This window comes from Serratia sp. JUb9, assembly GCF_014298095.1.
Lineage (GTDB): Bacteria > Pseudomonadota > Gammaproteobacteria > Enterobacterales > Enterobacteriaceae > Serratia_B > Serratia_B rhizosphaerae.
Genome location: NZ_CP060416.1, coordinates 1,335,684 through 1,348,828 on the forward strand (window position 1 = coordinate 1,335,684; position 13,145 = coordinate 1,348,828).

The window sequence follows — 13,145 nt, forward strand, 5'->3', positions numbered from 1 at the left end:
TGGCTTATCGTAATGCTTCAATCACTCCTATCAATATTAACACCTAATTATTCTGACTAGGGAGGACCTTGTGACGCTAATCATTTAACTGTACCTCTGCGACATAAAAATAAAATCAACTTGTTTTGGTGGCATTGTTTGTATTCACACCAGGACGGGATGGTTATTTTCTGAAAATATAATGAATTTGAGATAGCCATGAAAACTGTAAATAAAATCCCTTTAGCTATGGCGGCTATCGCCGTGCTGTGCCCGGTTTCCGTACTGGCGCAGGAATTCACTCAGGAACAGATTGACGCCATCGTTGCTAAAGCGGTCGATAAAGCGCTGGCTGAACGGCAGGTGAAAATTGACGCTGCAGCCGATAAAAAGATTGATGTCCTTACCAACCCGCAAACCACCGCGTCCTCACCGGATTTGGCGATTCCATTCGGCCTCAAGTTCAGCGGCTACGCCCGTTATGGCGCCCACTTCCAGAGCGGCGATCAGAAATATGTCGGCGTCGACGGTTCCTATAACGGCGCCTCGGCGATCGGCCGTCTGGGTAACGAAAGCAACGGCGGCGAATTCCAGATCAGCAAAGCTTTCAAAAGCGCCCAAGGGGCGATCTGGGACCTTAACGTGATGTTCGACCACTGGAGCGACGAAGTGAACCTGAAAAAAGCCTACGTCGGCGTCACTAACGTCCTCGAATCAAACCCGAATGCCTATATCTGGGCTGGCCGCGACTTCCACCAACGTCCGCAGCAGGGAATCAACGACTACTTCTGGATGAACCACGACGGCCAGGGAGCCGGGGTGAAGAACTTTGATATTGGCGGCGTACTGTTTGACGTGGCGGCGGTGTCGCAGGTGGAATCCTGCAGCCCGGAAGTGATGGCCGATGAGACGAACCCGTCACGCATCACCTGCACGGGCAGCTCCGATACCGGTGACAACGGCCACTACGCGCTGACCACCAAAACCCACGGCATCAAGGCCGGGCCGATCGACGTTGAAGTGTACGCCAACTACGGCTTTGACTCGAAAGCGGTGGATAGCGACGAGCGGCTCGATGCCTGGCAGGGCGGACTGGTGCTGAGCCACACCAACGACAGCGGGGTGAACAAGCTCATCCTGCGCTACTCCGACAACGCGGATAACAGCGTCTACAACAAAACCGACGACCTGACCACGGTCTACGCCAGCTTCGAGGGCAGCCATAAATTCACCCAGCAGGCGCAGATCGAATATCTGCTGGCCTTCCATGATTACGACAACGGCAAGGACAACACCGACAACCGTAAAAACTACGGCGCCATCGTGCGGCCGATGTATTTCTGGAACGATGTGCACTCCACCTGGCTGGAAGCTGGCTACCAGCGCGTGGATTATGATCGGGGCGGCGATAACAAGGGCTGGAAGCTGACGTTGTCGCAGAACATCGCCATCGGCATGGGGCCGGAGTTCCGTCCGATGCTGCGCTTCTACGTGACCGGTGGCCAGGTGGATAACCAGCATACCGCCAGCGTCGAGGGCACCAGCAATGAGCGGCTGGATTCGCTGAATATCGGCGGCATGTTTGAGGCGTGGTTCTAAGTTGGGGTGATAACCCCCTCACGCCTTACGGGGAAAAGGGGGCGGTTTTTACTTCAAGCCAACGTACGTTATCCTGACCCAGGGACAGAGGAACCCGTAGAAAAATGAAAAGCACGATGAAGGGTGATCGACTGATTTCGCCAACTAAACAGAAGAGACTTCATCGTGCCATTAACCCGGCAAACCTGACTTCAGGCATTCCCGCAGAAATAACTGCTGCGGTTTTTATCAGCGCACCATCACTGACTGCCGGTTTATCCAGCCCTGTTTGGGCGCTTGTGCAGTAAAGCGTTGCATAGTTGGGCCCCGCGAACACCGGGCAAGTGGTCTGAACACAGGGTGATTCGATCACGCAGTCAATGTTTCCGTCATCCGTGTAACGCACCACTCGGCGACCGCCCCATTCCGCATTCCAGAGAAAACCTTCAGCATCAATGCAAGAGCCATCTGGTGCGCCTGGACCGTTGATTTTTGTGAACACCCGCTGATTTTCCAGTGAAGGGTAATCGCAGCAGAAAATGCAGCCTTGCAGGGAATCCGCGTAGTACATGGTAGCGCCGTCCGGACTGAAACAGATACTGTTTGGGATCGCCACGTCAGGAAGAGCCAGCGTTTCTGTCTCAAGCGTTGTCGCGTTGACTCGGTGAAACCTGCCTACAGGTTGCACTGGCTCTCCTGCGGACATCGTGCTGAAAACAAAGTTGCCCATACGGTCGCAGCGGCCGTCATTGATCCGGGTTCCTGCTACGCCGGGCGTGTCTGTCATTTTGGTGAAATGACCGGTAGTCAGGCTATAGTATCCCAGACAGGATGCCAGCCCCATCAGCAGCGTGTCTTTATCTGCCGTAAGGGCAAATGACCCCAGCGGCTCCGGTAGTGGCCTGCGGTGAATATCACCGCTTTCGAGGTTAAGAGCACACAATTCGCAGCCCTGGATGTCGGCCCAAAACAGGCGATTCGTTTTTTCGCACCAGACTGGACACTCGCCTAGAAGACTCGTGGTGCCGGTTATGGTTTTAAACATATTCGTGTCCTAAGTGGCATGGAGTGCGGTGAACACATCACACGTAAGCTCCTTGAACTTTGCCAGGAATGCGGCGCTTGGGTAAGCGCCAGTCTAAGGCATCGGATTCGTTGGTTCGCGGCAGTCAGCCGGAGAAAAGCGCTGACCATCGGTCACCGAACAGGGCGATGGCCAGGCCAGCCAGCATAATCACCGACCCGCACAGCTTGATAAGAGAAACCGGGCGTTCAACGGACCCCATCAGTCCAAAATGATCGATGGCCAGCGACGAGGTAATCTGCCCGGCGATGGCGAGCCCCAGCAGAGCTGACAGCCCGACTCTGGGGGCAAGTATGACATAACTCAGCAGCGCACTGGCGCCAAGCAGGCCGCCCAGCAGGCTCCACCAGGGCTGGGCAGGAATCGCTGTCAACGAAGCGGCTATCCCGCCCCGCATCAATGCAAAGAGGCCAAGGCACAGCGCGCCGGCGGTAAAAGAAAACAGCGCCGCAGCGACAGAATCCCCGCCGATGCCTTTAGCCAACTGACCGTTCAGCGTGGCCTGCAAAGTAATGCCCAGTCCCGCGCCGATGGCCAGCAGATAATAGACTGCACTCATTTCGCACCGCCTATCGGGCCGATTCGAGCGGCAGGAAGGCCTCAGCAAAAATGTCAGGCTGGTAGCCTGCGGCAGCAAACAGATGCTGGCGGGACTCGTCGATCGCCGCACGGAGTCGTTTGCTGTCCACGTCCAAGACTTTGCCGTCGCGTTTAACGACGCGCCCGCCAATCATGACCGTATCAATATTGCTGCGTTCGGCCGCGTGCACCACGGTGCCGAATGCGTTACCTGACGGGTAAAGATTTATGTCTTCAGCGCGGATAAGGATCAGGTCCGCCTGTTTTCCGGGCGTCAGGCTGCCGATTTTGTGCTGCAAACCTGCACAGGCAGCACCGTCTGCGGTGGCGGCTTTCAACAGGTTATGAGCCTGTAGGGTCACCGGATGGTGTTTGTTTCCGCAGCACTGCTGCTGTAGCATGCCCATAACGCGCTGCAGGTAGAATGCCACCCGCATCTCCATAAACATGTCGCCGCTGTAGGACGTTTCGTTATCCACGCTCAGCCCCGGGCTGATGCCGTGACGTAATGCTGACTGCATGGCGAACATGCCGTCCTCGATGCCATAGTGCGCATCTGAGCGCGGGCATACGTTTACCCGTACGCCGGCCTCACGCAGGATTTTCCATCCGGCGTCCGGTAGCGCGGTGCAGTGGTTAAAGATGTTATCGGGTCCCAGCAGCCCTTTCTGGTGCAGTTCTTCCAGTTCATCCGCCATATCTCCGCCGAAAAACTCGGTGATAATCGGCAGGCCCAGTCGTCGGGCTTCCGCCCACAGTTCAGGTTCCAGCTGTGCCATCACGGCCAGCGAGACCAGGCTGTTATCCTCGTTTTTAAAATACTTTTCCTGCAGGCGCTCCAGATTGCCGGGCCAGTGGGCCTTGTCCCACTCCCCGGATACGGGCGCGCCGGAAGCGTGTACGGACCGAATACCGGCGTCAAGCAACGCCTCGACGGCAGCATCGGAGTGTGCGGCGCTGCGGCTGTTGTGCGAATTATCAATAACGGTGGTGATGCCGGCGTCGATGCAGCCCAGAGCGGTAAGCAGGTTGCCGATATACATGTCTGCCGGGCGATAGTATTTGGCAAAAGAGTAGTGCGTTGCGTTGCAGTAGTCTTCAAGCGTTGCGGCATTCGGGTTAAGCCGGCGTAGCTGCCCCTCCCATGAGTGGCGATGGGTATCGACCATTCCCGGCATGGCAATCATGCCGGGGGCGTCGATAACGACGGCATCACCGGCATCAATGTTTTCATTTATGGCCGTGATGGCGCTGCCTTCGATAAGAATATCGCCGCTAACCAAATTACCTACATCGTCGTCCATGCTGAGAACCGTGGCTCCGCGGATCAGCGTCCGGGGGGCCTGCGAGTCAGCGGTCTGCACTATATTTCGGGTATAATCAGTCATCTTCAGTTCACCTTTTTTAAATGTTGTGACGTAAAAGGTACGTAAAGCGATACTTCCGAAAAAGGCAGCTAAACTGTTTTCATTATTCAATAATCACGAACAATAATGGGCTTCTGTTGCTTCTTCATTGTGGCTCATGGAAAAAGAATATGGATCGTATCCAGGCAATGCATGTTTTTGTCCGTGTGGCGGAAGCCGGGAGCTTTATTCTCGCGGCGGAAACCCTTTCCCTACCGGCTTCAACGGTAAGCAGCACGATTAAAAATCTTGAAAAACATCTGCAGGTGCGCCTGCTGAACAGAACAACGCGGCGGGTCAGCCTGACGAGCGAAGGCGCACAGTATCTGGTGCAATGTCGGGAAATACTTGCGCTGATTGATCATACGGAGTCCAGCCTGACGGATTCGGCAAAGCGGCCGCAGGGACGTTTACGGGTTGATATGCCCGGAGGCATCGCCCATTTCATCGTTATGCCGAATCTGAAAGACTTTTACAGACGCTACCCGGATATCTACCTGATGATAGGCGTCAACGATCGGCAGGTCGATCTCGTTCAGGAGGGGGTGGATTGCGTCATTCGGACAGGAGAGCTGAATGACTCCACGCTCGTTGCGCGCCCGCTCGGCCGGTTTCGCTGGGTGACGTGTGCCTCTCCGGCCTATCTCAGAGAGCACGGTACTCCGCAGACGCCTGGAGAGTTGTCTCAGCATCGGGCCATCCATTATTTTTCAGGCCATACCCGGCGCCCGGAGGAAATGTGTTTTGCCAGCGGCAGTGAAAAAGTGTCGGTTCCGGTCAGTGGCGCTGTTGCCGTTAATGAGACCGGGCTTTACATCAAAATGTGTCTTGAAGGATTTGGGCTGGCGCAACTTGCCGAACGCGTGGTTTCGGAACATTTGCAGGAAGGTCGGCTGATAGAAGTTCTGGTGGACTGGCAGTCTGCGGCCGTACCGGTGACCTTACTTTATCCGCATCAGCGTTTTCTCTCCCCGGCCGTGCGCGCATTTGCTGACTGGATAACCGAGCTTGTCCGCGACGGCCATTCGGCAATTGAGGGCGGATAGTGGGCGTCATCGCATTCAGGCCCATGAACAGTGTGGCCTGCCATGTCAGCGGTGACCGCCAGACGGCCACGGTTGCTGATTTTTTCGGCGTGGACAATTTTACCCGGTCGTGTGTACGGCTGGCATTCTGGGGTATGACTCTGTTAATGCATTCATCACGATGTTCAAAAAATCGCTGGGTAATCGCCAACGCAATATTTTGCTTCGCTACGTTAAGAAGGGCAACGGCTACATAAAGCAGGGAAGGGGATTTACCGCCATCTCCCCCGGGCCGGGGTCACTCGCCTGCGTTAAATACGCTTCTGGCCCACTCAATAAAAATACGCACTTTAGAGGGCAACTGACGATTTTCCGGCCAGGCGATATGTATCGGTATCGGCGTGTTGTGCCAGTCAGGGAACAGCTCGACCATTTGCCCGTTTGACAGATATTCCTCCACCAGAAACCGGTATGTCGTCACTACGCCCAAGCCATTAAGCGCGGCTGTACGCGCGCCCATGGAATCATTCACCGCAAACTGCCACTGCGCGCTGACTCTTTCTGTCTGACCGTCACGATAAAGCTCATTAACCACCATTTGTCCGGTGCGGGGCGAAACAATCTGCACCAGCGTATGCCCCAGAGCCAGGTCGGCAGGATGCACCGGCAGTCCGGTGCGCTCAATATATTGGCGGCTGGCGCAGGTGACCTGCGCCAGTTCCCCTAAAGAGCGGGCAATCAGCGAGTCGTTATACAGCTCACCAATCCGTATGACACAATCAATATTCTGTTCGATCAGATTGACCGTTCGGTTGCCGACGCTGACCTCGATCTGGATATCGGGATAGCGGGCCAGGAAATCGGGCAACGCCGGTATCACCAGGCAATAGGCCAGGGCGTTCGGTATCTCTACGCGTATTTTCCCCCGTGGTTGCATTGCTGACATCTGCACGTTGCTATCCAGAATGTCGAGGCTTTCCAGCAACCGTAACGTCCCCTGATAGTAAATCCGCCCCTGCTCGGTCAGGTTTAACGTACGCGAAGTACGGTTAAGCAGCTTCACGCCCAGCTCATGCTCCAGTGCCTGGATATGCCTGGTGATGGTGGATTTGGGGATATTGAGCCGCCCGGCAGCGCTGACAAAAGAGCCGGAATCCACCACCCGGACAAAAGAGCGCATCATTGTAAGCCTATCCAATCTTGTTTACCTCAGCCTATCGTTGCGAAATCTGCAACCATCCATCCCCGCCACCTATCTTGTTCTCGCGGGGTAAACCGGTAAGTATGAAACCTGTTATAGGGTGAACATGAAGGTGAGTAAAGTTATGTCTGTTATTACTACGCATAAAATCGGCCGTGCACGGATAAGCAAAATCCCGGAGCTGGCGTTGGAAAACATACCGGGATCGTTTCTCTATCCGCAATGGCAGGACGAGATCGCGCAAGACGCTGCAAAGGCATTGCCTGACGACTTTTTCTCCGATGGATTTACCTCTCTGGCGCAAAGTACCCATAGCTGGTTATTGCAGGTCGACGGGCTAACCTTGCTGATTGATACGGCGTCCGGTAATGGGAAATCACGACCTCACAACCCGCTGTTCCATCAACTGGATGTGCCGTATCTCGCCCGGCTTCGTGAGGCCGGCGTGGAGCCGGAGCAGGTAGACTATGTCTTTAATACCCACCTGCATGTCGATCATGTTGGCTGGAATACCGTGCTGCGTGAAGGACGCTGGGTACCTACCTTTCCTAACGCACGCTATCTCTTTTCGCAGAAAGAGAGTGTGTTTTATGCAGATCCTCAAAACGTACGGCAGCCGAGCGAATTCGTTTATGAAGACAGCGTCGCCCCGGTTATCGCTGCCGGTGCGGATATGCGTATACGCAGCGATGACGATTTTCCATTGGCAGGTTTCCGGCTCCATTCCACGCCAGGACACAGCTATGACCACCTGTCGTTGAGTTTTACGTCAGAAGGTGAAACGGCCTTTTTCTGGGGAGATGTTATGCATCATCCGCTACAAATAGCGCTCCCTCAGTGGAATTCGGTGTTTTGTGAGTTTCCCGAACGGTCTCGGCATTCGCGCCGCCAAGCGCTGGAATTCGCCGTAGAGACGGGCGCAACCGTATTCACCACCCATTTCCCCGGCGCCTCGGCAGGGAAAATCGAAGCCAATGCTGAAGGCAAATTACAGTGGTTATCGTTATAGATGAGGAGCCAACATGTCTGAGCAGCAAATTTTTAGCGAAAGTTTTTTGATCCCTTCTGATACCCACGGTATTGAATTGAACGTTATCAGAAAATGTCTGGATAAAAACCAGACCTATGATGAATCAAAAACCTTATTGATGGTGCACGGCGCAACGTATTCGTCCGGCAGTCTTTATGATACGCCGGTTGCGGGCGTCTCTTTTATGGATCATCTGGCCTACGCGGGGTTTGATGTGTACGCCGTAGATGTGCGGGGGTACGGTGGATCGACCCGCCCACAGGCGATGACACAGCCGACACGCTCTGGCCTGCCGCTGGGCCGTACGGAGACCGCGGTGCGTGATTTTACCTGCGCAGCGAACTTTCTGCTGAACACAAGACAACTGAAACAACTGAATATTTTTGGTATGTCCTGGGGAGGCACTATCGCTGCAACCTATACAACGAAAAATAACGAAAAAGTGCGCCGTCTCGGCCTGCTTGCGCCTCAATGGCTCAGCCATAAACCGGTTCCCATTGATTCCGGGGAAGCGTTGGGAGCCTGGCGTATCGTTAATATGCATGCGGCGAAGCAGCACTGGCTGAGCGGGGCGCCTGCCGAAAAACGTGATAGCCTGATCCCCGCAGGAACCTTTGACGCCTGGATCGAGCGTACCTTACCTGATGAACCTGACGCAGAATTACGTGCGCATGCCTCATTTAAATCAGGCAATGGCCCTATTCAGGATATACGGGAATATTGGACAGCAAATAAGCCTTACTACGATCCGAAAGATATCGACGTCCCCGTCATTCTGATTCACGGTGAATGGGATATTGATGTGCCCATTGATTTGGCACAAGGCTGGTTCCTGAAAGCAACCGGTTCACCAGAAAAAAGATGGGTTGAAATTGGTGAAGCGACACACATGCTGATATTGGAAAAAAATCGGTTGTCGGCAATACACGCCCTAACGGATTTTATTTCTGCGCCCCGTTTGTGAGCGACGGGTTGCCTCCGTCAACTTATTCAGAACAGACAGGAACTCGTTGCCCCCGGCGTGGATTCCATCCGCGCAGGGGGCGCACCCTACCATCACAGGTTGCTGACATTATGCCCGCTGCTGAAGCCGGCATCGGAGCGTGCCGCAGCGGCCGTGGAATCAGCCTCTTATCTCCGCAACGGTCCGAGAGTCAGCGGCGCGACTGCGAGCGATCAGGGCCAGCAGCAGCGCCAGACCCAGCGTCGAGACGATGGCGCCGGTGACGCCCGTATAGCCGATGCCGACGGTACCGATCGTCACGCCGCCCAGCACAGAGCCCAGGGCGATGCCAGAGTTGAAGCCCGCGATGTTCAGACCTGCAGCGACGCCGTGGGCGTGCGGCGCATGCCGTTCGGCGATAGTGATAAGGCGGGCCTGCAGGGCCGGTACGGAAGCGAAGCTAAACAGGCCCAGCAAGGCAACCAGTATGCCCATGGCTACGGCCGAGGAGGCAAAGAGCCACATTCCCAGCACGACCAGGGCAATGGCGGAGATAACAATCACGCTGGCGCGGTTGACGCCCATCCGGTCGGTTATTTTGCCGCCGATGACGTTGCCGATGGCCGCCAACACGCCGTAGGCCAGCATAAACAGGCTGACGGTGGCGGCGCTAACCTGCGTCACGTCGGTCAGCAGCGGCGCGATAAAGGTGTAGGCCGTGAATGAACCGGCATAGCCCAGGACGGTGACCAAGGCAGCCAGCAACAGGGTCGGGTGGAAGATAGCCTTCAGGGCCTGCGCAACGGACTCACTACCTGCATGTTCCCCATTTCTGGGTGGCTCCTTCATCCCCAGCAGCAGGCCCAGAAAACCCAAGGCGCCGAATGCGGCAATCGCGCCGAGTACCGGTCGCCAGGTATTTATACCGCCCAGATAAGTACTGATGGGGACGCCGATCGCCATGGCTATCGTGAAGCCGCCGAATACCACCGCGACGGCGCTGCCGGCTTTCTTTGCGCCGACGAGGCGCGCTGCCGTGCTGGAGGCGACCGCGAGGAACAGACCGTGTCCGAGCCCGGCAATAAAGCGCGCAATCAGCATCATCGAGATGCTGGTGGCAAGCGCCGCGGCCAGACTGCCAATGGTGAAGACCAGCATCGTCGTCAGCATGGTCCGCTTGCGTGACCAGTTAGCCGTTAAGGCGGTCAGCACCGGTGCGGCAAAGGTTGCGCCCAAGGCATACCAGGTCACTGCGCGGCCGACGTGTTCGACGCTGACGTTCAGGTTTTGGGCAATAACGTCAGTCAGGCCGATAGGAACGAATTCAGCCAGGCCCAGCGCAAAGGCGCTGAGCGTAAAAATATAGACGATGAGCGGCATGACAATCTCTCTTGATGAATCAGGGTAAACGGCCATTGGCCGCCGTTGGCCAGCAGAGTAGAGAGCGTTGTGAAATATGAGAAATTATTATTTAATCTATCAGTGATAAATATTTTTATGTCTTGGCGCGCCGAGGCCTGACGATGCACCGGCGCGGCTGAAAGGAAGACGATACATGAGCCATCTCGACCATCTGCGCACCTTTATCGAGGCCTACCGGTTACAATCGTTCTCGCGGGCGGCCGAGTCCCTGGGCATGACGCAGCCTGCGGCATCGCTGCACATTCAGGCGCTGGAAGCCTTTGTCGGTAAGCCGCTGTTTGTACGGCGCGCCCGCGGCGTTACCGCAACGGAAGCGGCCGATGAGCTGGCGCGGGCGATCGGCCCGATGATTGATGGGTTGGAAACCAGGATGGCCTCCTACCGCAGCGGCGGCGAACTGGGGGGGACGGTGCATATTGCCGGGCCGTCTGATTTCATCTATTCCAGAATCGCGGCGGGACTGGCCCCGCTGTTGGGACAAGGGTTTCGTATCCGGGTTCATACCGGCAACCGGGAACGTATCTACGCACTGTTAAATAATGCCACGGCCGATCTGGCGATTACCGCCTCGATGCCGGATGAGCGTTCACATGGCTTTGCCCGGCTGCTGACAGAGCGCTTTCTGCTGGTGTCGGCGCCAGAGATGGCTGAACAGCTGGGGCCGCACCCTACCGCAGAACAGTTTGCCGGCCTCCCGCTGATTGCGTTTGACGAGGATCTGCCTCTGATTCGGCCTGTCTGGACCGCGCTGTTTCAATTGGCGCCAACCCTGCAGGCGGCGTTAACCATTCCCGATCTGCGCATCATTCAGGATCTGGTGATTAAAGGGCAGGGCTGGAGCGTGCTGCCTGACTATCAGTGCGTCGATGCGCTGGCATCGGGAACGTTGGTGTCCCTCACCCCGGCTGAAGATGCGCCGACCAACAATCTGTATCTGGTGTGGAATAAGGCATCAATGCGTAATCCGCGCATCGTGCACGTACGTGATTTTATCCTCGGCCTGTTTGGCGGGGGGCAATGACTGACCTTTGGCCTACTGCAACGTTGTCTGTTATTAAGCGGCACCAACCTGCACTCTTGCGGGTTTTGTGACCCTGATATTATGCGGTGGCTTTCGTCCCGTAATGTCGTGTTAGCCACCAGAATACCAGCGCCAGCAGGCTGACCGCAGCGCCGAGCAGGCACACGCCCCGCCAGCCGGCGTAGGCGTAGGTCGCCGTGGTGCTGATGGCGCCCAGGCCGCTGCCGAGCGCGTAGAACAACATGTAGAGGCCGACCAGCCGGCTCTGGGCCTCAGGACGCGCGCGGAAAATCATGCTCTGATTGGTGACGTGCAGCGCCTGTCCCCCCAAATCAAGCAGTACGATGCCGATCATCAGTGCGCCCAGCGACCAGGCCATCAGCGACAGCGGCCACCAGGCCAGCAGCAGTGCCGCCAGCGCCGCCGCGCTGGTGCGTTGGGCATATCCCCGGTCGGCCCAGTGGCCGGCTCGCACGGCAGCCAGCGCGCCAATCGCGCCGACCAGGCCAAAAGCGCCGATGGCGGTGTGCGAGAAGCCGTAAGGCGGCGCGCTCAACGGCAATACCAGCGCGCTCCAGAAGATATTGAACGCGGCAAACATCAGCAGCGCCAGCATGCCGCGCACTTGCAGTACTTTTTCCTCCCGCAGCAGCGTCAGCATTGAGACGATCAGGCTTAGGTAGCGCATCTTGGGCTGCGTGGCCGGAAGGCGTGGCAGCCTTCGCCAAAGCGGCAGCGCGATCGCCAGCATCAGCACGGCGGCGCACAGGTAGACGCCGCGCCAGCCCGCCAGATCGCTGATGCCTCCGGCAAACACCCGCGCCAGCAGCAGGCCGATAAACACGCCGCTTTGCGCCGCCCCCACGACGCGCCCTTGCTCATGCGGTGCAGCGGCGCTTGCGGCATAGGCGATCAACCCCTGCGTCATCGCGGTACCCAGCAGGCCTACGGCGAGCATGCCCGTCAGCAGGGCGGGCGCGGAGCGCGCCAACCCCACCGCGACAAGCGCGGCCGCGAGAGCAAACAGCTGTAGCGTGATAAGGCGGCGGCGATCCAGCCGGTCGCCCAGCGGTACCAGCAATAGCAGAGCCAGGGCGCAGCCGAGCTGCGTGGCGGTGATCACGCCGCCGACGGCCGCATGGCTGATGCCGAAGTCCAGCGCCAGCGCATCAAGCAAAGGCTGCGCGTAATAGACGTTCGCCACGCTCAGCCCGCTGGCGACGGCGAACAGCCACACCAGGCTGCCGGGCATCTTTACCGGATGAGCCTGCATATCGTTTGGGGGGGAGGGTAACGGCGATGCCAGGGAAGTCTTCATATTCCAACGTCCTTTCAGCCTGGTTTCAAAATGAAACTGATTGAATGCTAGGTTATGAAGTTTTAAAATGCAACCAGAATCCGGCCGGATATTGAGGAGATGCCATGCCGCCCCGTAAACCGATGAACGATGAACCCTGCCCGGTAGCGCGCGGCGTCGATCTGATTGGCGATCGCTGGTCGCTGCTGATCGTTCGCGATGCCTTTGATGGCATGCGCCGCTTCGGGGATTTTCAGCGCAGCCTGGGGATGGCGCGCAATATTCTTGCCGACCGGTTACGTAAGCTGGTTGAGGCCGGCGTACTCGAGATGCAGGGCGCGTCAGATGGTTCGGCGTATCAGGAATATGTGCTGACGGACAGGGGGGAGAGCCTGTTTCCCGTGGTGGTGGCGCTACGGCAATGGGGAGAACGGCACCTGTTCGCGCAGGGTGAACGGCATTCGCTGCTCATTGATAAGCGTAGCGGCGAACCGGTGCCTTTTATGGCCCCGACAGCGCAGGACGGCAGCGTGCTGGCGGCAAGCGAGGCCGAGGTGCGCAAGATAAAGTAAAGATGATG

At 57.0% G+C, this 13,145-nt stretch carries 12 protein-coding genes; 6 read left to right on the plus strand and 6 right to left on the minus strand.

All coding sequences use genetic code 11. From position 1 onward, the window contains the following. Positions 1 to 198: 198 nt before the first annotated feature. A complete protein-coding gene (locus tag HF675_RS06315) occupies positions 199 to 1,578 on the plus strand; it encodes a carbohydrate porin (protein WP_105232165.1) in 1,380 nt (459 codons plus the stop codon). A 160-nt stretch (positions 1,579 to 1,738) separates the two neighbouring features. On the opposite strand, the gene HF675_RS06320 is transcribed toward HF675_RS06315, so the two are convergent. From HF675_RS06320 to HF675_RS06330, 3 genes are all read right to left on the minus strand, one after another. Next, positions 1,739 to 2,602 (minus strand): SMP-30/gluconolactonase/LRE family protein, encoded by an 864-nt coding sequence (locus HF675_RS06320; RefSeq protein ID WP_187044267.1) that lies wholly within the window; start codon positions 2,600 to 2,602, stop codon positions 1,739 to 1,741. A 124-nt stretch (positions 2,603 to 2,726) separates the two neighbouring features. Further along, complete coding sequence (locus tag HF675_RS06325; RefSeq protein ID WP_187044268.1) at positions 2,727 to 3,200, minus strand: DMT family transporter; 474 nt, start codon at positions 3,198 to 3,200, stop codon at positions 2,727 to 2,729. A 10-nt stretch (positions 3,201 to 3,210) separates the two neighbouring features. Then, positions 3,211 to 4,608 carry an amidohydrolase family protein gene (locus HF675_RS06330; protein ID WP_111738026.1) on the minus strand — a complete coding sequence of 466 codons (1,398 nt, stop codon included), beginning with the start codon at positions 4,606 to 4,608 and terminating at the stop codon, positions 3,211 to 3,213. A 149-nt stretch (positions 4,609 to 4,757) separates the two neighbouring features. Between HF675_RS06330 and HF675_RS06335 the strand changes: the two genes are divergently transcribed. Then, the gene (locus HF675_RS06335) at positions 4,758 to 5,672 is read left to right on the plus strand and encodes a LysR family transcriptional regulator (RefSeq protein WP_187044269.1); all 915 of its coding nucleotides are present in this window, start codon (positions 4,758 to 4,760) and stop codon (positions 5,670 to 5,672) included. Positions 5,673 to 5,949: 277 nt separating this feature from the next. Here HF675_RS06335 and HF675_RS06340 read toward each other — a convergent pair whose 3' ends face one another. Further along, positions 5,950 to 6,834, minus strand: a complete 885-nt coding sequence (locus tag HF675_RS06340) for a LysR family transcriptional regulator (protein ID WP_105232161.1) — start codon at positions 6,832 to 6,834, stop codon at positions 5,950 to 5,952. Positions 6,835 to 6,976: 142 nt separating this feature from the next. On the opposite strand from HF675_RS06340, the gene HF675_RS06345 reads away from it, so the two are divergent. Both HF675_RS06345 and HF675_RS06350 read left to right on the plus strand, forming a co-directional pair. Further along, positions 6,977 to 7,861: an MBL fold metallo-hydrolase gene (locus HF675_RS06345; protein WP_187044270.1), complete on the plus strand. Its 885-nt coding sequence runs from the start codon at positions 6,977 to 6,979 to the stop codon at positions 7,859 to 7,861. A gap of 13 nt (positions 7,862 to 7,874) precedes the next feature. Next, positions 7,875 to 8,846, plus strand: coding sequence for an alpha/beta hydrolase (locus tag HF675_RS06350; RefSeq protein ID WP_187044271.1), 972 nt, complete (start codon positions 7,875 to 7,877; stop codon positions 8,844 to 8,846). Positions 8,847 to 9,005: 159 nt separating this feature from the next. Here the strand turns inward: HF675_RS06350 and HF675_RS06355 are convergent, their stop codons facing one another. Further along, the gene (locus tag HF675_RS06355) at positions 9,006 to 10,205 is read right to left on the minus strand and encodes an MFS transporter (protein ID WP_187044272.1); all 1,200 of its coding nucleotides are present in this window, start codon (positions 10,203 to 10,205) and stop codon (positions 9,006 to 9,008) included. Positions 10,206 to 10,380: 175 nt separating this feature from the next. On the opposite strand from HF675_RS06355, the gene HF675_RS06360 reads away from it, so the two are divergent. Further along, positions 10,381 to 11,268 carry a LysR family transcriptional regulator gene (locus HF675_RS06360; RefSeq protein ID WP_187044273.1) on the plus strand — a complete coding sequence of 296 codons (888 nt, stop codon included), beginning with the start codon at positions 10,381 to 10,383 and terminating at the stop codon, positions 11,266 to 11,268. Between the two features lie 79 nt (positions 11,269 to 11,347). On the opposite strand, the gene HF675_RS06365 is transcribed toward HF675_RS06360, so the two are convergent. Then, the gene (locus HF675_RS06365) at positions 11,348 to 12,586 is read right to left on the minus strand and encodes an MFS transporter (RefSeq protein WP_187044274.1); all 1,239 of its coding nucleotides are present in this window, start codon (positions 12,584 to 12,586) and stop codon (positions 11,348 to 11,350) included. Positions 12,587 to 12,690: 104 nt separating this feature from the next. On the opposite strand from HF675_RS06365, the gene HF675_RS06370 reads away from it, so the two are divergent. Then, positions 12,691 to 13,137, plus strand: a complete 447-nt coding sequence (locus HF675_RS06370; RefSeq protein ID WP_105232156.1) for a helix-turn-helix domain-containing protein — start codon at positions 12,691 to 12,693, stop codon at positions 13,135 to 13,137. The last annotated feature ends 8 nt before the right edge of the window (positions 13,138 to 13,145 follow it).

Coding starts and splice junctions, on each gene's coding strand:
- HF675_RS06315 (WP_105232165.1), top strand. CDS start 199: ATGAAAACTGTAAATAAAATCCCTTTAGCTATGGCGGCTATCGCCGTG.
- HF675_RS06320 (WP_187044267.1), bottom strand. CDS start 2,602: ATGTTTAAAACCATAACCGGCACCACGAGTCTTCTAGGCGAGTGTCCA.
- HF675_RS06325 (WP_187044268.1), bottom strand. CDS start 3,200: ATGAGTGCAGTCTATTATCTGCTGGCCATCGGCGCGGGACTGGGCATT.
- HF675_RS06330 (WP_111738026.1), bottom strand. CDS start 4,608: ATGACTGATTATACCCGAAATATAGTGCAGACCGCTGACTCGCAGGCC.
- HF675_RS06335 (WP_187044269.1), top strand. CDS start 4,758: ATGGATCGTATCCAGGCAATGCATGTTTTTGTCCGTGTGGCGGAAGCC.
- HF675_RS06340 (WP_105232161.1), bottom strand. CDS start 6,834: ATGATGCGCTCTTTTGTCCGGGTGGTGGATTCCGGCTCTTTTGTCAGC.
- HF675_RS06345 (WP_187044270.1), top strand. CDS start 6,977: ATGTCTGTTATTACTACGCATAAAATCGGCCGTGCACGGATAAGCAAA.
- HF675_RS06350 (WP_187044271.1), top strand. CDS start 7,875: ATGTCTGAGCAGCAAATTTTTAGCGAAAGTTTTTTGATCCCTTCTGAT.
- HF675_RS06355 (WP_187044272.1), bottom strand. CDS start 10,205: ATGCCGCTCATCGTCTATATTTTTACGCTCAGCGCCTTTGCGCTGGGC.
- HF675_RS06360 (WP_187044273.1), top strand. CDS start 10,381: ATGAGCCATCTCGACCATCTGCGCACCTTTATCGAGGCCTACCGGTTA.
- HF675_RS06365 (WP_187044274.1), bottom strand. CDS start 12,586: ATGAAGACTTCCCTGGCATCGCCGTTACCCTCCCCCCCAAACGATATG.
- HF675_RS06370 (WP_105232156.1), top strand. CDS start 12,691: ATGCCGCCCCGTAAACCGATGAACGATGAACCCTGCCCGGTAGCGCGC.